This window comes from Agromyces sp. NSFZ, assembly GCF_056156205.1.
Map to the genome: position 1 here is coordinate 3,725,622 of NZ_CM149585.1, position 21,051 is coordinate 3,746,672.

Annotated in this window: 22 protein-coding genes; 10 read left to right on the forward strand and 12 right to left on the reverse strand. The window is 71.0% G+C overall.

Annotation, left to right across the window (positions count from 1 at the left end):
* Nucleotides 1–16: 16 nt before the first annotated feature.
* From paaD to paaA, 4 genes are read right to left on the reverse strand one after another with little or no spacing between them, the layout of a single operon-like run.
* Complete coding sequence (gene paaD, locus ACVFI9_RS17650; RefSeq protein WP_474766302.1) at nucleotides 17–532, reverse strand: 1,2-phenylacetyl-CoA epoxidase subunit PaaD; 516 nt, start codon at nucleotides 530–532, stop codon at nucleotides 17–19.
* A 20-nt stretch (nucleotides 533–552) separates the two neighbouring features.
* Entirely contained in the window at nucleotides 553–1,404 is an 852-nt protein-coding gene (paaC, locus tag ACVFI9_RS17655; RefSeq protein ID WP_474763483.1) for a 1,2-phenylacetyl-CoA epoxidase subunit PaaC, read from the reverse strand.
* Nucleotides 1,401–1,706 (reverse strand): 1,2-phenylacetyl-CoA epoxidase subunit PaaB, encoded by a 306-nt coding sequence (gene paaB, locus ACVFI9_RS17660; protein ID WP_122935664.1) that lies wholly within the window; start codon nucleotides 1,704–1,706, stop codon nucleotides 1,401–1,403. Before paaB ends, paaC begins: the two co-directional genes overlap by 4 nt.
* Nucleotides 1,706–2,683, reverse strand: coding sequence for a 1,2-phenylacetyl-CoA epoxidase subunit PaaA (gene paaA / locus ACVFI9_RS17665; RefSeq protein ID WP_474763484.1), 978 nt, complete (start codon nucleotides 2,681–2,683; stop codon nucleotides 1,706–1,708). The genes paaB and paaA overlap by 1 nt, the downstream gene beginning before the upstream one ends.
* A 131-nt stretch (nucleotides 2,684–2,814) precedes the next feature.
* Between paaA and paaI the strand changes: the two genes are divergently transcribed.
* Both paaI and paaK read left to right on the forward strand, forming a co-directional pair.
* Complete coding sequence (gene paaI / locus ACVFI9_RS17670) at nucleotides 2,815–3,291, forward strand: hydroxyphenylacetyl-CoA thioesterase PaaI (RefSeq protein WP_474763485.1); 477 nt, start codon at nucleotides 2,815–2,817, stop codon at nucleotides 3,289–3,291.
* A 136-nt stretch (nucleotides 3,292–3,427) separates the two neighbouring features.
* Nucleotides 3,428–4,684, forward strand: a complete 1,257-nt coding sequence (paaK, locus tag ACVFI9_RS17675; protein ID WP_474766303.1) for a phenylacetate--CoA ligase PaaK — start codon at nucleotides 3,428–3,430, stop codon at nucleotides 4,682–4,684.
* Between the two features lie 74 nt (nucleotides 4,685–4,758).
* Here the strand turns inward: paaK and ACVFI9_RS17680 are convergent, their stop codons facing one another.
* From ACVFI9_RS17680 to ACVFI9_RS17705, 6 genes are read right to left on the reverse strand one after another with little or no spacing between them, the layout of a single operon-like run.
* The gene (locus ACVFI9_RS17680; protein WP_474763486.1) at nucleotides 4,759–5,802 is read right to left on the reverse strand and encodes a zinc-dependent alcohol dehydrogenase; all 1,044 of its coding nucleotides are present in this window, start codon (nucleotides 5,800–5,802) and stop codon (nucleotides 4,759–4,761) included.
* 34 nt (nucleotides 5,803–5,836) lie between these two features.
* Nucleotides 5,837–7,897: a hydantoinase B/oxoprolinase family protein gene (locus tag ACVFI9_RS17685; protein WP_474763487.1), complete on the reverse strand. Its 2,061-nt coding sequence runs from the start codon at nucleotides 7,895–7,897 to the stop codon at nucleotides 5,837–5,839.
* Nucleotides 7,894–10,053: a hydantoinase/oxoprolinase family protein gene (locus ACVFI9_RS17690; RefSeq protein ID WP_474763488.1), complete on the reverse strand. Its 2,160-nt coding sequence runs from the start codon at nucleotides 10,051–10,053 to the stop codon at nucleotides 7,894–7,896. Before ACVFI9_RS17690 ends, ACVFI9_RS17685 begins: the two co-directional genes overlap by 4 nt.
* 52 nt (nucleotides 10,054–10,105) lie before the next feature.
* Nucleotides 10,106–10,954 carry a uroporphyrinogen decarboxylase family protein gene (locus ACVFI9_RS17695; protein WP_474763489.1) on the reverse strand — a complete coding sequence of 283 codons (849 nt, stop codon included), beginning with the start codon at nucleotides 10,952–10,954 and terminating at the stop codon, nucleotides 10,106–10,108.
* Complete coding sequence (locus ACVFI9_RS17700) at nucleotides 10,951–11,289, reverse strand: acetone carboxylase subunit gamma (RefSeq protein ID WP_474763490.1); 339 nt, start codon at nucleotides 11,287–11,289, stop codon at nucleotides 10,951–10,953. The genes ACVFI9_RS17695 and ACVFI9_RS17700 overlap by 4 nt, the downstream gene beginning before the upstream one ends.
* Complete coding sequence (locus ACVFI9_RS17705) at nucleotides 11,286–13,382, reverse strand: hydantoinase/oxoprolinase family protein (protein WP_474766304.1); 2,097 nt, start codon at nucleotides 13,380–13,382, stop codon at nucleotides 11,286–11,288. Before ACVFI9_RS17705 ends, ACVFI9_RS17700 begins: the two co-directional genes overlap by 4 nt.
* Before the next feature lie 234 nt (nucleotides 13,383–13,616).
* Between ACVFI9_RS17705 and ACVFI9_RS17710 the strand changes: the two genes are divergently transcribed.
* From ACVFI9_RS17710 to ACVFI9_RS17735, 6 genes are read left to right on the forward strand one after another with little or no spacing between them, the layout of a single operon-like run.
* Nucleotides 13,617–14,948 (forward strand): phenylacetate--CoA ligase family protein, encoded by a 1,332-nt coding sequence (locus ACVFI9_RS17710; RefSeq protein WP_474763491.1) that lies wholly within the window; start codon nucleotides 13,617–13,619, stop codon nucleotides 14,946–14,948.
* A complete protein-coding gene (locus ACVFI9_RS17715) occupies nucleotides 14,945–15,538 on the forward strand; it encodes a TetR/AcrR family transcriptional regulator (protein WP_474763492.1) in 594 nt (197 codons plus the stop codon). The genes ACVFI9_RS17710 and ACVFI9_RS17715 overlap by 4 nt, the downstream gene beginning before the upstream one ends.
* A complete protein-coding gene (locus tag ACVFI9_RS17720) occupies nucleotides 15,535–15,750 on the forward strand; it encodes an OB-fold domain-containing protein (RefSeq protein ID WP_474763493.1) in 216 nt (71 codons plus the stop codon). Before ACVFI9_RS17715 ends, ACVFI9_RS17720 begins: the two co-directional genes overlap by 4 nt.
* The gene (locus ACVFI9_RS17725; protein WP_474763494.1) at nucleotides 15,747–16,889 is read left to right on the forward strand and encodes a thiolase family protein; all 1,143 of its coding nucleotides are present in this window, start codon (nucleotides 15,747–15,749) and stop codon (nucleotides 16,887–16,889) included. The genes ACVFI9_RS17720 and ACVFI9_RS17725 overlap by 4 nt, the downstream gene beginning before the upstream one ends.
* A complete protein-coding gene (locus tag ACVFI9_RS17730) occupies nucleotides 16,889–17,377 on the forward strand; it encodes a PaaI family thioesterase (RefSeq protein WP_474763495.1) in 489 nt (162 codons plus the stop codon). Before ACVFI9_RS17725 ends, ACVFI9_RS17730 begins: the two co-directional genes overlap by 1 nt.
* Before the next feature lie 7 nt (nucleotides 17,378–17,384).
* Nucleotides 17,385–18,014 (forward strand): TetR/AcrR family transcriptional regulator, encoded by a 630-nt coding sequence (locus tag ACVFI9_RS17735; protein WP_474763496.1) that lies wholly within the window; start codon nucleotides 17,385–17,387, stop codon nucleotides 18,012–18,014.
* Between the two features lie 186 nt (nucleotides 18,015–18,200).
* On the opposite strand, the gene ACVFI9_RS17740 is transcribed toward ACVFI9_RS17735, so the two are convergent.
* A complete protein-coding gene (locus ACVFI9_RS17740) occupies nucleotides 18,201–18,764 on the reverse strand; it encodes a carboxymuconolactone decarboxylase family protein (RefSeq protein WP_474763497.1) in 564 nt (187 codons plus the stop codon).
* Between the two features lie 124 nt (nucleotides 18,765–18,888).
* Here ACVFI9_RS17740 and ACVFI9_RS17745 point away from each other — a divergent pair, with 124 nt between their 5' ends.
* Complete coding sequence (locus tag ACVFI9_RS17745) at nucleotides 18,889–19,515, forward strand: ABATE domain-containing protein (protein WP_474763498.1); 627 nt, start codon at nucleotides 18,889–18,891, stop codon at nucleotides 19,513–19,515.
* Between the two features lie 98 nt (nucleotides 19,516–19,613).
* Here ACVFI9_RS17745 and ACVFI9_RS17750 read toward each other — a convergent pair whose 3' ends face one another.
* Nucleotides 19,614–19,844, reverse strand: coding sequence for a hypothetical protein (locus tag ACVFI9_RS17750; RefSeq protein ID WP_474763499.1), 231 nt, complete (start codon nucleotides 19,842–19,844; stop codon nucleotides 19,614–19,616).
* 110 nt (nucleotides 19,845–19,954) lie between these two features.
* On the opposite strand from ACVFI9_RS17750, the gene ACVFI9_RS17755 reads away from it, so the two are divergent.
* Nucleotides 19,955–21,028: an LLM class flavin-dependent oxidoreductase gene (locus ACVFI9_RS17755; protein ID WP_474763500.1), complete on the forward strand. Its 1,074-nt coding sequence runs from the start codon at nucleotides 19,955–19,957 to the stop codon at nucleotides 21,026–21,028.
* The last annotated feature ends 23 nt before the right edge of the window (nucleotides 21,029–21,051 follow it).

Below are 21,051 nucleotides of genomic sequence, written 5' to 3' on the forward strand. Positions count from 1 at the left end.
AGGTTGCGTGCAGCCATCAGAGCACCTTGAAGTAGTCGAAGGGCTCGAGGCAGTCGCGGCACTCGTAGAGCGCCTTGCACGAGGTCGAGCCGAAGCGGGCGATCTCTTTCGTGTTGAGCGAGTTGCAGCGCGGGCACTTGACCGCCATCTGCACGCGCACGGGTCCGGAATCCCGGGCCGGCGCGTGGCCGCTCGGCGCTTGGATGCCGTACTTGCGGAGCTTCTCCTTGCCGTCCTCGCTCATCCAGTCGGTGGTCCAGGCCGGCGCGAGCACGAGGTGCACGTCGACATCGGCGTAGCCGGCATGCGTGAGCGCGAGCATGACGTCGTCGCGCATGGCGTCCATGGCGGGGCATCCGCTGTAGGTCGGCGTCAGCTCCACGTGCACGCCGCCGCCCTCGTCGAGCTCGACGTTTCGCAGTACGCCGAGGTCCTCGATCGTGAGCACCGGGATCTCGGGGTCGGTCACGGTCGCCGCGATGTCCCACGCCCGACGGGCGGCCGGGTCGGTGGGCAGCGGACGAGCGACGATCTCGGGGTCGGTCGATGCGGTCACCACGATGCCCCCGGGTGCGCACGGGCCAGCACCTGCATCTCGGCCAGCAGCGGCCCGAGGTGCTCGGTGTGCTTGCCCTGGCGGCCGCCGCCCGACGCGATGTACGCGTGCCGGCCGGTCGGGAGCTCGAGCTGCGCCTCGGCGAAGACGTCGGCGATGACCGCGTCGAAGCCTGCGCGGAGCGACGACGGGAGCACGGCGACGCCCTGCGCCGCGAGCCGCTCGACGAGGTCGTCGTCGCGGAACAGCTCCTCGACGTACGGCCAAGTGTCCCCGATCGCGGCGATCATGCGCCGCCGCGACTCGTCGGTTCCGCCCGCGAGCCGCAGCGCCCACTGGATCGCGTGGTCGCGGTGGTAGTCGACCTCCTTCGCCGACTTCGCGGCGATGGCCGCGAGCGTCGGGTCGGCCGACTCGGTGAGCGCGGCGTACAACTCCACGAGGTAGACGGATGCCACGAGCCCGCGTGCGATCGTGTGCGCGAAGTCGCCGTTCGGCTGCTCGAAGAGCCATGCGTTGCGGAAGTCGGGCTCGTCGCGGAAGTACGCGAGGTCGTCCTCGCTGCGCCCGGTCGCCGTGCCCGCGTAGTGCAGGAGCGAGCGGGCGTGCCCGATGAGGTCGAGCGCGATGTTGCCGAGTGCGACGTCCTCCTCGAGCTCGGGCGCACGGGAGACCCAGTCGCCGAGGTGCTGGGCGAGCACGAGCGCGTCGTCGCCGAGCCGCATTGCGTACTCCGCGACCTCTGGCGACGCGACGGCACCGTGCCGCGCGCTCTCGCCGGCGTACTCGTCGGCGAGGCGGAGGCGGTCGACCGAGACGTCGCCGTGCGGGTCCAGGTCGTCGGTCACAGGTGCTTCACCCCTTCGCTCTTCGTGTAGTAGACCGCGTGCCGGTAGTTCTTGCCGGCGGGGCTCTCGAAGAAGGCGCCCTTCGCGTCGGGGTCGCTCGTGGTGATCGCGTCGGCGGGCACCACCCAGATCGACACGCCCTCGTTGCGGCGCGTGTAGAGGTCACGGGCGTTGCGCACGGCCATGTCGGCGTCCGGCGCGTGCAGCGACCCGACGTGCACGTGGCTCAGGCCCCGGTTGGCCCGCACGAAGACCTCCCAGAGCGGCCAGGCCTCGGTTCCCATCTCACCGGGCGTCGACATCATGCCACCACCTTCTGCTTCGCGGCCTGCTTGGCGGCGTAGGCCGCGGCGGCCTCCCGCACCCACGCTCCGTTCTCGTGTGCCTCGCGTCGCCGGCGCATGCGCTCGGCATTGGCCGGGCCGCGCCCGGCGATGACCTCGTGGAACTCGTCCCAGTCGATCTCGCTCATGTCGTAGGCCTGCTTCTCCTCGTTCCACTTGAGGTTCGGGTCGGGCAGGGTGACGCCGAGCACCTCGGCCTGCGGCACGAGCATGCCGACGAAGCGCTGGCGCAACTCGTCGTTCGAGAAGCGCTTGATCTTCCACGCCATCGACTGCGCCGAGTTCGGCGACTCGTCGTCGGGCGGGCCGAACATCATGAGCGCGGGCCAGTACCAGCGGTTCACGGACTCCTGCGCCATCCGGCGCTGCTCCTCGGTGCCCTGCATGAGCTCGAGCAGGATCTCGAAGCCCTGGCGCTGGTGGAACGACTCCTCCTTGCAGATGCGCACCATCGCCCGGCCGTAGGGGCCGTACGAGGCGCGGCAGAGCGGCACCTGGTTGGCGATCGCGGCACCGTCGACGAGCCAGCCGATCGAGCCCATGTCGGCCCACGTCGGGGTCGTGTAGTTGAAGATCGACGAGTACTTGGCCTTTCCGGCGAGCAGCTGGTCCATCATCTCCTCGCGCGAGATGCCGAGCGTCTGTGCGGCCGAGTAGAGGTACAGCCCGTGGCCGGCCTCGTCCTGCACCTTCGCGATGAGGATCGCCTTGCGCTTGAGGCTCGGCGCGCGCGAGATCCAGTTCGACTCGGGCTGCATCCCGATGATCTCGGAGTGCGCGTGCTGCGAGATCTGACGGATCAGCGTCTTGCGGTAGGCGTCGGGCATCCAGTCGCGTGGCTCGATGCGCGAGTCCTTGTCGATGAGGTCGTTGAACTGGGCCTCCTCGGGGGAGAGCTCGCGCTCGACCAGACTCAGGTCAGCGGGAGAGGTCATCGTCGACTCCTGTAGTGTTCGCGGCATCCGGGCACCCTTGGCACTCGGCATTACTAACCGATCGTTCAGTTAGTATATAGTCGAATGCAGCGCCACTGCAACGGCGTGCGAACTCGATGAGGAGCTTCAAGATGACGGATGCCGGAACCTCGGCGACCACCACCGATGCCGCTGCCGCCGAGCCGGCCTCACCTGCCGCGAACCGCGCCATGATGGACCGCGACCTCGCGTCGGCGTCGCTCGGCATGGTCGTCGAACGCGACGATCCCGGCCACGCCGTGGTCTCCATGCGCGTGCGCGACGACATGACCAACGGATTCAAGATCACCCACGGCGGCCTCGTGTTCACGCTCGCCGACACCGCGTTCGCGATCGCCTGCAACGAGGACGACAACATCACCGTCGCGGCCGGCGCCGACATCACCTTCCTCAAGTCCACCGTCACGGGGCAGACGCTCACCGCCACCGCGGTGCGCCGCATCCGCAGCGGCCGCACGGGACTCTACGACGTCTCCGTCGTCGACGAGCACGGCGACGCCGTGGCCGAGTTCCGCGGCCGATCGATCACCACCAACCGTTCCCTGCAGGCCGAACAGCGGGGCGCGTAGCGCGCCGCATCCACCGCCACCTCTCACCACCCTGGAGCACACCGTGTCGACGCCGACCACCACCAGCACCGTCTCCACCGCCACCGTCTCGGGCATCCACCCGCCTGCCCTCGAGGAGCTCGATCCCGAGGAGCGCATGAGCCGCGCCGAACTCGAGGCGCTGCAGCTCGAGCGCCTGCAGTGGACGGTGCGCCACGCCTACGAGCACGTGCCCCTCTACACGAAGAAGTTCGACGAGGCGGGCGTGCACCCCGACGACATCCGCTCGCTCGACGACGTCGTGAAGCTGCCGTTCACGACCAAGGAGGACCTGCGCCAGACGTACCCGTTCGGCATGTTCGCGGTGCCGATGGAGCGGGTCGCACGCATCCACGCCTCCTCGGGCACGACCGGCCGGCCCACGGTCGTCGGCTACACCAAGCAGGACCTCGAGCACTGGGCGACGCTCATCGCCCGATCGCTGCGCGCCTCGGGCGTGCGTCCGGGCATGAAGGTGCACAACGCCTACGGCTACGGCCTGTTCACGGGCGGGCTCGGCGCGCACGGCGGCATCGAGAAGCTCGGCGCGACCGTCATCCCGGTGTCGGGCGGCCAGACCGCGCGCCAGGTGCAGCTCATCCGCGACTTCGAGCCCGACGCCATCATGTGCACGCCGAGCTATCTGCTCACCATCGCCGACGCGATGGTCGAGGCGGGCATCGACCCCCACTCGACGACCCTGAAGACCGCGATCCTCGGCGCCGAGCCGTGGACGAACGAACTGCGTCGCGAACTGCAGCAGCGCATGGGCCTCGACGCCGTCGACATCTACGGTCTCAGCGAGGTCATGGGGCCCGGCGTCGGCAACGAGTGCATCGAGACGAAGGACGGCCCGCACATCTGGGAGGACCACTTCCTCCCCGAGATCATCGACGACAACCTCGAGCGGGTGCCCGACGGCACCATGGGCGAGCTCGTGTTCACGACGCTCACCAAGGAGGCGTTCCCGGTCATCCGGTACCGCACGCGCGACCTCACGCGCCTGCTGCCCGGCACGGCACGTCCGTGCATGCGCCGCATCGAGAAGATCACGGGCCGCAACGACGACATGATCATCCTGCGCGGCGTGAACCTGTTCCCGACGCAGATCGAGGAGATCGTGCTCGGTCTCGAGGAGCTCACGCCGCACTTCATCCTGGAACTCACCCGCAAGGGCACCATGGACGACCTCACGGTGCGCATCGAGCGCCACCCCGATCTGTCAGTCGAGGACAGCCAGGGTGCCACGGTCGTGCTCGCCGCGCGCATCAAGGAGTTCGTCGGTTCGTCGGTGGCGGTGAAGCTCGAGGAGCCCGGGACGCTCCCCCGCAGCGAGGGCAAGTACAAGCGCGTCTACGACCTGCGCAACCAGTAGGGCAGCGCAGACGGATGCCGCGGCCGGCGACGATCGGCCGCGGCATCCGCGTCTCTGCACTGCTCCGCTGACTCCTAGCGGACCGAGACGGCGTACTTCACGACGCCGTTGGCCGGGTCCGAGAACCGCTCGACGGCGCCGACGAGGTCGTCGAGCGCCACCCGGTCGGTGATCATCGGCGACGGGTCGAGCACACCGCGCGCCACCTGGTCGAGCAGCATGTCGAGGTGTCCGAGGTCGCCGAGGCCCGTCCAGAGCGTCAGGTTCTTGAACAGCATCTGCGGCATCGGCAGCTCGACCGGCCCGGGTGCGATGCCGACCACGGCGATGCGCCCGCCGACGCCGGCGAGGTCGACGGCCTGCGCGATCGTCACGGGGAGACCGACCGCCTCCACGACGCCGTCGGCGCCGAGGCCGCCGGTGAGCTCGCCCACGATCGCGGCGACGTCCTCGGTCGAGGCGTCGATCGTGCGGGTGGCTCCGAGCTGCTCGGCGACGCGCAGCCGGCCGGGCACGCGGTCGACCGCGATGATCTCGGCCGGCGCGAAGAGCCGCGCCGTGTGCACCGCCGACAGGCCCACGGGACCGCAGCCGATCACCACGAGCACGCCGCCGGGGCCGGCGAGCGCGTGCTGCACGCCCGTCATGCCCGTCGACACCACGTCGCCGAGGAGCAGGGCCTGCTCGTCGGTCACGCCGTCGGGGATCTTCGACAGCACCGTGTCGGCGTGCGGAACCCGGAGGAGCTCGGCCATGGCGCCGCCGAGTCCGCCGAAGGTGGGGCCGCTGCCGAACACGCCGCCGCGCTGGCACAGCTGGATCTGGCCCCGTCGGCACATCGCGCAGGCGCCGCACCACGGCGCGGCCGGCCCGACGACGCGGTCGCCGACGGCGAGGCCGTGCACGCCGGCGCCGACGGCGGTGACGACGCCGACGTACTCGTGTCCGAGCGCGTACGGCGGCTTGCTCGGCAGCGCGCCGTGGATGAGGTGCAGGTCGGAGCCGCAGATCGACGTCGACGTGACCTTCACGACGGCGTCACCGGCATCCGTCACCTCGGGGTCAGGGACCTGCTGCAGGGAGATCGCTCCCCCTTCGTCGAGGATGAGGGCTTTCATTCGGAGTTCCTTTCCGTTGTCGGATGCCGCGTGCTCAGAGCATCGCCGGTGCGGGCAGTTCCGCCTCGGCCGGGTTCGGCCACGCGCCGAAGTAGCGCGTGACCCACGGGTCGGGGCGACGCTCGTTCCAGCCCGCCTCGAACTCGGCGAGGGGGCGGCCGCGCTCGAGCCGACGGCGACGCACCGCCTCGCGGGCCGCCTGGGTTCCGGCCTCGTCGACCTCGAGCGTGTCGGGGTCGAACACCACGTGGTAGAGCTCGCGGGCGGCCCACTGGCTGGTGATGCCCCAGCGCACGTCCTCCATGATCGACGCCGGCTCGCGCTCGAGCACGTCGCCGTACCCCGTGCCGCCTCCGGTCGCCACCATGAGCACGTCGCCCTCGGCCGAGGGCTGCATGGGCGCCGACACCGACTGGAACGACACGGTGCCCTCGACGCTGTCGCCGAGGATCAGCTCCTCCGCGTTCGTCGGCACCGATGCGCTGCCCGATGCCATGAGCTCCAGCAGGTTCGTGTTGCTGCGTCGCACGGCCGGAATCGAGGCCGAGGCGTAGCCGCCGAAGAGCCCGAGGGACACCGGATGCTTCGAGCCGAACCCGAAGGCGCCGAGCAGCACCCACGGCACTCCGTGCACCATGTACGCCGTGTCCATGCCGGCGCCGCCGCGGTGCCGTCCGTGGCCGCACGAGTCGGCGAGGAACTGGCTGCGGAACGGATACAGCACGGGCGCGCCGTTCTCGATGATCTCAACCTCGCCCGAGTCCGACAGCGTCGCGAAGTACGACCCCGCGACGTTCACGCCGTCGCTCGTGGGCCGTCCGCCGCTGCCGCCGCCGTTGATCTCGCTGAAGATGTCGCCGACGGGCTCGCCCCACTGGTTCAGGCCGCCGTAGACCGGCATGTTGAACCCGTTGAACCAGGGCGCGACCGCACGCTCGGGGATCTGCGAGTAGATGAGCTTCGCGCAGGCCATCGAGAACGCGAGGTTGAAGGTGGCCATCACGTTCGGTGCGAGCGAGATGGGCGCGTCGGGGCTCGGCGACACGAAGGTGCCCTGCCGGAACGTCCATTCGGTGACATCGCTCAGCCCGCTGTTGATCGGAAGGTCGGGGAACAGGTAGCTGCAGAGGAAGTTCGCCGACTTGCCGATGATGGTGTGCGCGAAGCTGTTCGCCGGATGGCCGACGACCTCGGGCGAGCTGTTGCTGAGATCGCAGTGCAGCTTGTCGCCCTTCTTCGTGAGCACCAGGTCGAGCTTGATGAGCGCGTCCTCGGTGCCGACCGTGTCCATGAACGCGACCTGTCGCACGGTGGCGTCGGGCAGCGCCGCGATGCGTTCGCGCGCGGCATCCGTCGCGTCCTGGATCAGGGTGCGCAGGGCGCCGACGACGAAGTCGGCGCCGCGCTCGGCGGCGACCTCCTTCAGCCGCTCCTCGCCGCGACGACATGCCGCGAGGCGCGCCTTGATGTCGAGGAGGAGGAGACGCGGGTCGCGCACGCCGTTGGCGAGGAGGTTCAGCACGTCCTCGCGCATCCGGTACTTCGAGGCGACCTTCACGGGCGGGATGTGCAGGCCCTCCTCGTACCGGCTGCGGGCCTGGAGGGTCACGCCGCCCGGCACGTTCGCGCCGCACTCGCCGGTGTGGATGACCGCTCCGGTCCACGCGATGAGCTCGCCGTCGACGAACACCGGCACGAAGAGCGTCATGTCGGGGGCGTGCACGCCGCCGTAGAGCGGGTCGTTCGAGAAGAACGCGTCACCCTCCTCGACGCCGACGGTCTCGTCGCCGGTCCAGTGCTTCACGGTGTACTTGATCGGGATCTGCTGCAGGAACGCGTGGAAGTAGATGCCCGTGGAGCACACCGAGATGTCGCCCTGCGCCGTGTAGAACGCGAAGCCCGAGTCGCCCCACCGGGCGCCGGTCGAGGCGCCCAGCCGCTGGAGCAACTCCTGGCACTCGACCGTGGTGGTCTCGAGCTTGTGGCTGAAGATCGAGAGCTCGAGCCGGTCGAGGTCGACCGCCGCCTGCTGCTCGCGCTCCGTCCACGGCTCGGGCTGGAGCCGGGTGATGACCTCGAGGTCCCTGCCGCTCATCGTTCCGTTCCCTTCCGAGCGTCGCCGTGCAGGCCGCGCTCGATCACGCCGTTGCCGAATTCGTCGATGCGGTAGTGCCAGCCGATCGGCACGACCGTGGTGGTGTCGTCGGACTCGACGATCGCGGGCCCGGCGAACGCGTCGCCCGGCACGAGGCGCGTGCGGTCGAAGACCGACGTCGCGACCGTGCCCGCCTGGCCCCAGTACACGGCCCGTTCGCCCGTCTTCGCCGCGGTGCCGTCGCCCGGCACGAGTTCCTGCTTCGCCGCCGGCTCGTGGTCGGCGGGAACCCACACCTTGAGGTGGAACTCCTCGATGTCGATGCCGGCCTGTGGGAACGCCGCCTCGGGGCTGTACTGCCTGGCGTACGCCTCGTTGAACACGTCGCACAGCTCGCGCACGTCGTCGTCGCCCTCGAGGAACGACTTCGGCACCGTGACGCGGGTCTGGTTGAGCTGCGTCTTGTAGCGCATGTCGAGCTCGAGCGAGTAGTGCAGGCGGTCGGCGGCGTAGCCCTCGAGTTCGAAGTCGAGCTTCGCCTCATCGACGAGTTGCGCGACGACGCCGTTGAACGCCTCGGTGTCGAGCGCGAAGCCCGGCTGCATGAACTGGGTCACCGTGAAGTGCCGCGAGCGCTCGTAGATGTGCAGCACGTCGGTGGTCGAGGCGCCGAACGCGCAGAACACCGAGCTGAACGGGAACGTCATGACCGTCGTGGCGCCGACCGCCTCGGCGTAGCCCGCGGCATGCGTGGCTCCCGCGCCGCCGGCGGCGAAGATCGTGAACGTGCGCGGGTCGTGGCCCTTGAGCGCGAGCTCCTTGAAGATCTCCTGGCCCATGGTCGCGTCGACGAGCCGACGGATCTGCCACGCGGCCTCCTCGACCGTGATGCCGAGGGGTTCGGCCACCTCGGCCTCGATCGCGTCGCGTGCTGCCTCGACGTCGAGCTGCATGCGGCCGCCGAGGTAGTTGTCGGGATCGATGAGGCCGAGCACGAGGTCGGCGTCGGTCACGGTCGGGCGTTCGCCGCCGAGGCCGTAGCACGCCGGCCCGGGCATGGACCCGGCACTCGCGGGGCCCACCTTCAGGCGACCGAGGCTCGGGTCCACCGAGGCGATCGAACCGCCGCCGGCGCCGATCGAGCGGGTCTCCACGAAGGAGCCCTGCACGCGCCAGCGGTCGAGCACCGGGCGGAACTCGTAGCTCGACACGCTGCCGTCGGTGACGACGCCGAGGTCGAAGCTCGTGCCGCCGACATCCGTGAACACCACCCGATCGAGGCCGTACTGCCTGGCGAGGTACGCACTGCCGAGCACGCCGGCGACGGGACCGGCGCCGTGCGTGTCGATCGCGCGGGTGCGCGCGACCTTCTTCGAACCGCCGTTGTTGTGCACCAGGGCGAGGGGTTTCGTGTAGCCGGCGTCGCGCACCATCTCGCCGATGGTCCACAGCTGGGACGAGATCTGCTGGTGCGTGTAGGCGTCGACGACGGCCGTCATGGTGCGCGCGTACTCGCCGCCTCGCGGCGAGATCTGATGCGAGCAGACGACGGGCACGTTGCCGAGGTAGGTGTCGGGATACTCGGAGCGGATGATGTCGAGGATCTCGAGCTCGTGCTGCGGGTTGAGGAACGACCAGAGCAGCGACACCACGAAGCCGCGGGCGCCGCGGTCGACGAGGGCCTGCACCTGCTCGCGCACGTCGTCGGGGTCGAGCGGCATGAGCACGTTGCCGAAGCAGTCGACGCGCTCGCGCACGCCCACCACCATCGACTTGTCGAGCAGCGGCACCGGCTTCTGGATCTTCGAGAGGTCGCGGGTCTCCTCGATCGGGATGCCGTCGGCCCACTGCCGGGAGCGCCCGATGAACACCGTGTCCTCGAAGCCCTTGGTCGTGATGAGGCCGAGGGCGGGCCCGGTGCGCTCGATGAGCGAGTTGATGCCGATCGTCGTCGAGTAGCGGATCAGCTCGGTGTCGGAGAGCAGGTCGGCGACGTCGAGGCCCGAGCGGGCGGCGCCGGTCTCGATGGCCTGGCGGAAGCACACGGACAGGTCGTAGTGGGTCGTCGGCACCTTCGCCGTGACCACCTGCGAGCCGCGCCGCATGAAGCAGTCGGTGAACGTTCCGCCGACATCGATGTCGATTGTGTTGCCCATCGGGCGTCCTTTCCTTCGGTCGTGGGTCGGGCGGCGGGTGCCGCCTCGGGGATCAGGCGTCGGCGCGGAGCGCACCGACGAGGTCGTGCAGGAGTTCGGGCGGGAGCGCCGGGTCGAGCTCGCCGGCGCTCGTGTACCAGGAGGACGGCAGCTCGACCGGCTGCCCCGGAGTGACGGGAACGGCGCTGGGCACGCCCGCCACGGGCTCGTCGGCCGGGAGCGCGGCCTGCGCCGGCGCGATCCGGTCGGCATCGGCGCGGGCGCCGGCAGGCACCGATCGCAGCAGCGGGATGTCGAAGAAGCGCGCCGTGTTCGCGAGCACGCGCTCGGCACGCCGCAGGGCGGCGGACTCCGGCGCAGCGAATCCCGCCGCGTCGTCGAGCACGAGCAGGGCGGCGACCCGCGCCTCGCCGTAGCCGCGAGCGGCCTCGATCACGAGCCGGGCCGCGAGTCGCTCCGCGGCATCCGCCCCGTGCTCGACGCCGGTGGCGACCAGTCGTGCGAGCGTCGCGACGCCGGGCACCACGCCGATCACGTCGGCGACCCCGCCGAGCGTCTGGCCGAGGCGCTGGGCCACGTCGAGCACGGTCGTGGCAGCCGGGTCGAGGCTCCGGTCGGCGGCGGCGGCCGGCACACCCGATCGCACCACGCCCCGGCCCGTCGACCAGTCGACCTCGGCGCCGGCCGCCTCCGCGAGCGCCGCCGGATCGAGGCCGACCGTGACGGCGTCGAGCCCGAACAGCCGCGCGGTCTCGGCGAGGGCCGACGCCTGGGCGGGAGCCGAACGCCAGAACGTCTCGGGTGCGGTCTGCGTGATGGTCGCCGCGAACCCGCCGACCAGCGGCGTGAAGATCGGCGAGGGAAGCGCCTCTCCCCGAACGGCGCTCGCGATGCGGCTCATCGCGCGGCTGCGGCCCGGAGCGAGGCGAGGTCGAACACGAGGTCGCGCGTGATCGGATGCCCCGGCGGGAGGTACTCCACCTCCACGAGCACGGCGCATCGGGGGCAGTAGAACTCGAGCACGCGGCACCACTCGGGGTCGGGCGCGAACGAGTACGCGGAGCCCTCGGGCGCGCGGCGCGGGTGCACCTCCTCGGGGTCGCGCTCGGCGACGAGGAGACCCTCCTTGTAGCTGTGCTCGGCGTCGCCGACGTCGTGGCCGCAGCGGTTGCAGGTCCAGCGACCGGCGTCGAGGTCGATGTCGAGCGTCTCGGTGACGCGGACCTTCTCGGTCATCGTGCTCCTCCTTCGGAGTCGGCTTCGGAGATCGTGAGGATGTCGTCGTTCCACTCGTCGACGGTGAGGCGCTGGCCCGGTGGCACGACGATGGTCGTGTCAGAGCCCTGCACGAGGGCCGGTCCCTCGAGGGCATTGCCAGGCAGCAGCCGGTCGCGGTCGTAGACCGGGGCGGTGGCGAGTCCGATCCCAGGCCCCCAATACGCCTCGCGCTCACCGACGAGCGCCTCCGCAGCGTCCTCGTCGGCCAGGGGAGCGGCCGTGAGCTCGTGATGGGGTACCGAGGCGGTCGCCTCGAGCGACAGGAGCTGCACCTCGGCGTCGGCGTCGGCGAGCGCGCGGTGCACCTGCTCGAGCGCCCCGGACTCGGCACCGCGTTCGAGGGGCACCCGCACGCTCGCGGAGCGGCCGTCGGCGTCGCGCCCGAGGGCGTGCAGCCGGAGTCGCAGGGAGGCCGCGGCGAACCCCTCACCCCGCATGTCGCGCTCGGCGCGGGCGATGCGTTCGGGCAGGGCGTCCGTGATCGATGCGCTCCAGGCCGCAGCATCCTGCCCGATCGTCTCGGGCGTGGGCACCGGGTACTGGTGCAGCACGTCCATCGACGCACTCGAGAAGGCGCTGAAGACCGAGGCGGTGCGGGTCATGACGGCCCGACGTGCTCCCACGTGCGTGAGGATGCCGCCGCCGTGCACCGGTCCGGCGCCGCCGTAGAGCAGGAGCGTCGCAGCGGATGCCTCCCCTGCCGCCGCCTGGCCCACGTGCGTGGCGATCTCCTCGGCCGACTGCCGGTCGACCGCATCCTTGATGCGCCAGGCCGCCTCGAGGAGGTCGACGCCGAGCTCGTCGGCGATCGTCGAGACCGCCGCCTCGGCGCGAGCACGGTCGAGCCGCATGCGGCCGCCGAGGAAGCCGGCAGGGTCGACGTAGCCGAGCACGAGGTCTGCGTCGGTGACCGTGGGAAGCGTGCCGCCGAGGCCGAAGCAGGCGGGGCCGGGCCGAGCGCCGGCGCTGTCGGGGCCGACGCGCACCTCGCCGTCGACCACGCGAGCGATGGAGCCGCCCGCGCCGCCGACCGCCTCGACGCGCACGGTGGGCAGCCGCACGGGCAGGCCCGCGAGCTCCCATTCGAGCACCTGCGGGAGCACCGCACCGGCGATGACGCCGATGTCGACGCTCGTGCCGCCCATGTCGATGGTGACGGCCAGCTCGTCGCCGCGGCGCTCGGCGAGCGCGCGTGCGCCCTGCAGGCCGCTGACGGGGCCGGAGTTGTAGGTGTCGAGCGCGTGCGTCTTGGCCACGCGGGTGACGCCGCCGTCGGCGTGCACGACCAGCAGTGGCCGGGTGAGACCGGCGGCGCGCAGCCGCTCCTCAGCGCGGAACAGGTAGCGGGCGAGGTGGTGGTGCACGTAGGCGGCGAGGAACGCGGTGTTCACCCGGAGCGCGTCGTCGCCACCCGAGACGATCTCGGCCGTGGTGAAGACGGGCGCCGCACCGAGGTAGTGCGCGGGGTACTGGGCCCTGATCGCTCGCTTCGCCGCGCGCTCGCCGGCGTCGTCGCGACCGGAGCCGGCGAAGGCGATGAGCACGGTCTGCGCGCCGGCCTCGACGAGGCGCTGGAATGCGCCGACCACGGCGCCGGCGTCGAGCTCCTCATCGGTCGGCACAGCGACGGCGGTCACGAGCTCGGGGCGCAGGAATCCCTGGTCGACGAGCGGCCGGCGGTCGCCGGCGAGGCCCAGCGACGCTTCGGTGCCCTCGGCCACGAGGAGGCCGACGCGAAGGCCACGGTGCTCGATGATGGCGTTCGTCGAGATGGTGCTCGAGTACCGGAAGACGCCGGCGCCCTGGAGCAGCTCGCGCAGCTCGATGCCGAGCTCGGAGGCCGCGAAGGCGGTGCAGTCGAGCAGGCTCTGCGACGGGTCGTGCGGGGTGCTCGGCACCTTCGAGAGCACGACGCGCCCGGTCTGGTGATCGGCGATGAAGCCGTCGGTGAAGGTACCGCCGGTGTCGATGTCGATCGTGTACCGCCCACGGTGCGCGCTCGGCTCGGACTCGGTGCGTGCCGTCGGCACGGTCACCGCCTCCAGGGTCATTGCGGCCACAGCCAACCTCCTTGTCAGCTCTCATTTCGTCGCACTCGATGAGTTCGAGTGAACGATCGTTCGGTGCCAAGGTAACCCGGCAGCGGAGGCGTGTCAAGCTCGACTTCGAATCACTCACAAGCCCGGAATCTCGCGGATTATTCGAAGGATGGGCGATGCAGGCTTGACGAGTCGCGCCGTCATCCGTACCGTGAAGACCAAACGAACGTTCTAACGGATCGGACCATGACGACATACACTTCGCCAACGGCGGCGAACCTGGACTCCGGCGCCCTCGTCGAGCAGCAGCTCGCCGCGCTCCGCACCCAGCTCGCGTACCTCATCGAACGCAGCCCCTTCTATCGCGAGCGCCTCGCGGGCATCGACCCCGAGATGATCCGCACGCTCGCCGACCTCGCCGCGATTCCCACGTTCGACAAGACCCAGCACCGGTTGTCGCAGGAGGCGTCGATGCGCGAGTCGAGCCACCCGTACGGCCTGCACCTCACCGCGGGGCTCGACGAGGTGCGCTACGTGAACGCCACCTCCGGCACGAGCGGCCAGCCGACGTTCTACACCTTCACGGCCCGCGACGCCGAGGTCAACGACGAGGTGCTCGGCCGCGCCTTCGCCGCGATGGGCCTGCGCCGGGGCGACACCGTGCTGCACGCCTACGCGCTCTCGATGTTCGTGGGCGGGGTTCCCTGGCTGCGGGCCCTCGACCGGGCGGGCATCCGCGCGCTGCCCGTGGGGGCCGAGGGCGGCACCGCGCGGCTGCTGACCATCGCCCAGCTCACTCGGCCGACCGCGCTGTTCTGCACGCCGTCGTTCGCCGAGCACCTCATCGAACGCGCGCCGGAGGTCATCGGGGCCGAGGTCTCCTCGCTCGGCATCCGCATCATCCAGTGCGGCGGTGAGCCGGGCGCCGGCGATCCCGCAGTGCGCGCGCGCATCGCCGAGGCGTACGGCGCCCAGGTGTTCGACGGCATGGGCGGTGCCTGGGGGCACTTCATGCTCTCCTGCGAGTACCAGAACGGCATGCACCCGATGGCACCCGAGCACCACCTCATCGAGCTGCTCGACGGCGACACCGGCCGACCGCTCCCCCTCGAAGACGGCGTCGTCGGGCAGATGACGCACACCTCGCTCGACTGGCAGGCGGGCCCCATCCTCCGCTACAACATGGGCGATGACGTGCAGGTGTCCACCGAGCCGTGCCCCTGCGGCCGCACCGACCCGAGGTTCCGCATCCTGGGGCGAGCCGACGACATGCTCATCGTCAACGGCATCAACGTGCATCCCGCCGCCGTCCGCGACGTCGTCGCGCAGTTCGCGCCGCAGGTGACGGGCGCCATCCGCATCCTCGCGCCGGGCACCGGACCGCGCGTCGCCCCGCCGCTGCGGGTGCGCATCGAGTCGCACGACGAGCCCGAGCGGGCGGCGGCATCGGGCCTCGCCGAGACGATCGAGGGCCGGATCCGCGACCTCCTCCGATTCCGCGCCGCCATCGAGTTCGTCCCGGCCGGTACGCTCGGGCGATCGAGCCACAAGACGAAGATCCTGGAGCGCACGCCATGACGATCCCCGAGCTCGCCCCCGACGAGGCCTCGCGCAGCACCCGCATCCTCGAGAACGCGGCCCGCCTGTTCAGTCAGCAGGGTTTCGGCGAGGCATCCATGCGCGACCTCGCCGCGGTCAACGACATCAGCATCGCCGGCCTGTACCACTACTTCCCGTCGAAGGCGGCGATCCTCGCGGCCATCGTCGACACCGCGGTGGACCACCTCGTCGAGGCCCTCCGCGATGCGGTGGCGTCGACGGATGCCCCAGAAGACCGCGTGCGGGCGATCGTGAAGGCGCTCGTGGCCACGGCCATCGAGCACCGCGAGGCCGTGCACACGCTCTTCGAGAACACCGACAAGCTCACGCCGGAGCACCAGGCGGAGGTGCGCGCCAAGCAGCACGAGGCGACCGTGCTGCTGCAGAGCGAGCTCAATACGCTGAAGCGGCGCGGCATGCTCGCCGACCTCGATGTGCCGGTCGCCGCGTTCGCGCTCATCGGCATGACGAACTGGACCCACTTCTGGTTCCGCGAAGACGGCCCGCGCACCGCCGAGCAGGTCGGCGACGAGATGGCCGACATCTTCCTGCACGGGGTGCTCAGATGACCGGGCGGCCCGGCGTGGTCTACGCCGCGACGACGATCCACGTGGGCCTGCCGGGCCACGACGTGCCCTACACCCTCGCCTACATCGACCTCGACGGCGGCCGGGTGCTCGCCCCCGTCGATCGTCGGGTCGAGGTCGGCGACCGCGTGACGCTCGTCGACGACCCCGCCTCCGCGTCCGGCGTGCTCGCGACCGCTGAGAGTGCCGCATGATCGACGTCGCCATCGCGGGGGTCGGCATGACGCCGTTCGGCCGGTTCGCCGACTGGCGCATCGACGTCATGGGCGCCGAGGCGGTCGCCGCGGCGCTCGCCGATGCCGGGCTGGACCCGGCCGCCATCGACGCCGTCTGGTGCGGCAACGTGCTCGGCGGCGGCGCGGCCGGACAGCGCGCGCTCGCGGCATCCGGAATCGAAGGCATCCCCGTGCAGAACATCGAGAACGCCTGCGCGAGCGGTTCGTACGCCTTCGCGGAGGCCTTCCAGGCGGTGCGCACCGGCCGCGTGCGCGCCGCGCTCGTGCTCGGCGTCGAGTCGGCCACCACCGCCTTCGACGGCGGCCTCATCACCCTCGACCGCGAAGACGAGCCCACCCGGCTCGGGCTCAGCCTGCCGGGCATCTACGCCATGAACGCGAGTCGGTACCTGGCGCAGTACGACGCCGACCCGCGTGCGCTCGCGGCGGTCTCGGTGAAGAACCGCGCGGCCGGGCTCGACAACCCGCGCGCACGATTCCGCGAGCCGGTCACGATCGACGAGGTGCTCGACTCGAAGCCGATCGCCGAACCGCTCACCATGCTGCAGTGCTGCGCGAACGCCGACGGCGCCGCGGCCGTGGTGCTCCTGCCGGCCGGCGACGCTCGCGCGGGCGCCGTGCGGGTGCTCGGCACCGGCGTCTCCTCAGGATTCCGGATCGACGCCGACTACGACCTCACGACCTCGCGCATCACGGCCACCGCGGGCGAGCGCGCCTTCGCCGATGCCGGCATCGAGCGATCGCGCGTCGACATCGCCGAGGTGCACGACGCGTTCACGATCGGCGAGCTCATCGCGATCGAGTCGCTGGGCCTGGTCGAACGCGGCCGGGCATGGCGGATGACCCTCGACGGCGACACCTCGCCAGGCGGAGCGCTGCCCGTGAACACGAGCGGCGGGCTGCTGAGCCGCGGACACGCGGTCGGGGCATCCGGGGTCGCGCAGATCGTCGAGCTCAGCAGGCAACTGCTCGGCGTCTCGGAGAACCCGACGCCCGGCGCGAGCGTCGCGCTCGCGCACACCGTCGGCGGCGGCGTCGCCACGCACGACGGCATCGCGGCCGTCGTGAGCCTCCTCGCCCACCCCGAGGCCGCCTGATGACGCCCGCGGCCGCCGGCGAGCTCATCGCGTCCGACCCCGTGTGCCGCTCCGCCGGTATCGAGGTCGTCGACGTCGACGAGCGCAGCGCCGTGCTGCGCATGCCCGTCACGGAGGAGATGGCGACCACGCTCGGCTTCGCGCACGCGGGCTACGTGGTGATGCTCGCCGACTCCGCAAGCGGTGCGGTCGCGATCGCCGTCGACGAGACCGCGATGACGACCGGGGCGGACGTCTCGTTCCTCTCCCCCGCTCGCGTCGGCGACGTCCTCGTCGCCACCGCGCGGCTGCGATCCCGGTCGGGGCGCTCGCTGCTCGTCGATGTCGCCATCGCGGCCGAGGACGACGGCGGCGCGGCGGGCGACGGCGGCGCGACCGACGGCGGCGCGGCGGGCGACGCTGGCTTCGATCGGCGCCTGGTCGCGGAGTTCCGTGCCCGCGCCCGGACCCGTTCGGCTGGGCCGGGGGTCTCCGGCATGCGAGACTGAGAAAACGATGTCTGAGAATGGAACCCTTCGGCGAGGCCGCCCAGGCTACGACCAGCAGGGAATCCTCGAGGTCGCCGTGGCCGCCTTCAACCAGTACGGCTACGACGCGACCTCCATGGGCGTGCTCGCCGACCGCCTCGGCCTGTCGAAGTCCGCGATCTACCACCACTTCGACTCGAAGGACGAGATCCTCGAGCGCGCACTCGACGAGGCGTTGAGCGGGCTCGAGGGCGTCCTCCAGGAGCCCGAGTCCGCACGGGGCCGCGCCGCCGACCGCCTCGACCACGTGCTCCGGGGCGGCGTGCACGTGCTCGTCGACAAGCTCCCCTACGTGACGCTGCTCCTCCGGGTTCGCGGCAACACCGAGATCGAGCGTCGCGCGCTCGCCCGCCGACGTGCCTTCGACCGCGCGGTCACGGCGCTCGTCGAGGAGGCGCAGGCCGAGGGCTCCCTCCGCAGCGACATCGACGCGAGCGTCGTCTCGCGCCTCGTCTTCGGCATGATCAACTCGATCGTCGAGTGGTACCGCACCGGCGGCCGCGAGGACGCCGATCGACTGGCCGACGACGTCATCGCGGTCGCGCTCGACGGGCTGCGGATGCCCACCTCGAACCGCGTCGAGGAACTGCTGGGCTGATCTCCGCGGCGCCGGTGCCGGCTCGCCGGCACCGGCGGGCATGCGGCTCGTCGTGGCATCCGACCCCAAGCCGAGACGTCGCAGATGCAGCGTTGCACCATGCACCCGCGACGTCTCGTCTTCGGTGGACCGTGCGACTGGCGAGGAGATGGCGCGTCACGGCACGAACCCCGCCAGTCGCGCGGATCACGCCGCGCTCTGCTCCGCATGCCGTGGAGACACGACCGGCCAGTCGATCTCCACCGCGGCCATCACGTTGAAGTAATTGGTCAGAACGTTGAGCGCGAGGTGTCCGACGACCTCGCCGATCTCCGCGTCGGTCACCCCCGCTGCCCGCGCGGTGGGGATCGCGTCACGGCTCACGGCGCCCCGATTGCGCAGGATCTCGTCGGACAGACGGAGCAGAGCGGCGGTGTGCGGATCAGCCGAGGTCGCGCTCCTGGCGTCCTCGAGCTCCGAGTCGGGGAGCTTGCCGATCGCACGACCGAGATAGGTGTGGGCAGACAGGCAGTAGGCGCAGCCGTCGAACTCGGCGGTCGCGATCGCGAGCTGCTCCCGCACGGGGGCGCTGAGTTCGCCGGTCGCCAGGGCGCCCGACAGGGCGAGGTAGCCGCGGAGCAGCGCCGGGCTGTTCGCCATGACCTTCGTCATGTTCGGCGTGACGCCCAGTGCCTTCTGCACTTGGTCGAGCAGTTCCTTCGCGGCGCCGGTGGCGGTGGCCGGATCGACGGGGGTGAGGGGGGTGTTCACGGAGATCTCCTTCAGTCTTCTAACGGAATAGGTTCTTGCTACCCGTTAGACAGTACGCAGGCTCCGATCCTGATGTCAACGGTAAAATGTGACGTTAAGCGTTAGAAATGGCTAGTCTGGGGTCATGACCGACCTGCAGACGCCCACCGCTCCGCTGCTCGGTCAGGCGCTCCCGGTCGAGCTGATGAACACCGTCTGGTCCGATCGACACGGGGTGCACGACTCCCTGGCGTCGATCGGCGACGCCGAACACTGGATCGCCGCCCTGGGTCCGCGCCTCGAAGCCGGCGCGCGCGGCGACGCCCTCACGCTCGACGACGACGGTCTGGCGCGCCTCCGCGACCTCCGCGATGCACTGCGCCGGATCGCGGCCGAACGCACCGACGACCCCCGCGAGCATGCGAGGTCGGCGATGGCCGACCTGAAGACGGCCGTGCAGACGGTCAACGACGATGCCCGGCTCGCCGTGATCTGGCCGACGCTCAAGCTGACCGGCGACGGCGGCATGGTGCGAGGGTCGGGATCCGCCGGATCCGCCGACGCGGTGCTCATCAGCACGATCGCCAAGCAGGCGATCGAGCTGTTCGGGCCATGGGACGACCTCGACCTGCGCGCCTGCCTCGCGCCCGGGTGCGTCCTCTACTTCATCAAGGACCACCCTCGTCGCGAGTGGTGTTCGGTCGGCTGCGGCAACCGGGCCCGTGCGGCGCGCCACTACGCACGCCACGGTCGAGCCGACCGGGCCGAATGAGCGGACCCATCTCGCGGGTCGAACGTCACCGGGCGCTCAGCGGTCGAGCGGCAGCCGCGCCCACGCGCAGCGCGCCGAGTGCGATCGGCACCCTCCACTCAATGCCCTGCCGGCTGAGCCGGCCCGTGGCCGCGGCGAGCCGGACGGTGGGTTCCGGCACTCCGCCGACCCGCCCGCCGTGAGCCCTTCGCCGTATCGTCGCCCGGCAGCATGGACTGGGCGGGCTCCGCCATCCGCTCCTCGACGAGGCGGCGCAGCTCGAGCTCCTGCGCCAAGCGCGCCTCGCGGTCCGCCATCAGGTGGGGGAAGGCCGCTTCCGAGATGAACATGTGCGACTCCGATTCCTCGTTGTTGCCTCTAAGCTCCTCCCTGAGGTAGCCGCACGGCATCCGGCGGGTGCCCTATCTCTGCGGCCGCCCCGACCGAGGGGAATGAGTGGATGCCGTACGACGCTGTACCGGGTGTGAAGAAGCGCATCGGATTCCTGTCGTTCGGCCACTGGCATCCGTCGCCGCAGTCGCAGACCCGCAGCGGCCGCGATGCGCTGCTGCAGTCCATCGAGCTCGCCGTCGCCGCCGAAGAGCTCGGCATCGACGGCGCGTTCTACCGCGTGCACCACTTCGCCCGCCAGCTCGCGAGCCCGTTCCCCTTGCTCGCCGCCATCGCGGCGCGCACGAACCGCATCGAGATCGGCACGGGTGTCATCGACATGCGCTACGAGAATCCGCTCTACATGGCCGAGGAGGCGGCGGCCGCCGACCTCATCAGCAGCCATTCGACCGGTGAGGGCCGGCTGCAGCTCGGGGTGAGTCGCGGTTCACCCGAACCCGCCGCCGACGGCGCGCACAGCTTCGGATACGTGCCGCCCGAGGGGCAGGACGACGCCGCGCTCGCACGAGCCAAGACCGAGACGTTCCGGCTCGCGGTCTCCGGCGCGGGGGTCGCCCCGGCGAACCCGAAGATGACCGGCACGAGCGGCCTCCTCCCAATCCAGCCCCACTCGCCGGGCCTCGCCGACCGCATCTGGTGGGGCAGCGGCACCCGAGCCACGGCCACCTGGACGGCCGAGCAGGGCATGAACCTGATGAGCTCGACGCTCCTCACCGAGGACACCGGCGTGCCGTTCGACGAGTTGCAGGCCGAGCAGATCCAACTGTACCGCGACGCGTGGGCCCTGGCCGGCTGGGAGCGCGCGCCACGGGTGTCGGTCTCTCGCAGTGTCATCCCGCTCGTCACCGACGAGGACCGCCAGATCTTCGGCGGCCGTCTGGGTCACGACACCCAGGACCAGGTCGGCTTCCTCGACGGCGGCCTCGCCCGGTTCGGCAAGAGCTACATCGGCGAGCCCGACGCGATCGCGGCCGATCTCGCGCAGGACGCGGCCGTCGCCGCCGCGGACACCGTGCTCCTCACCGTGCCGAACCAGCTCGGCGTCGACTACAACACGCGGCTGCTCGCCGCGATCGCCGAGCACGTCGCCCCCGCGATCGGCTGGGAGCCCGCCCGCCCCTAGCTCGTCACCCTCAGCTTGTGCAG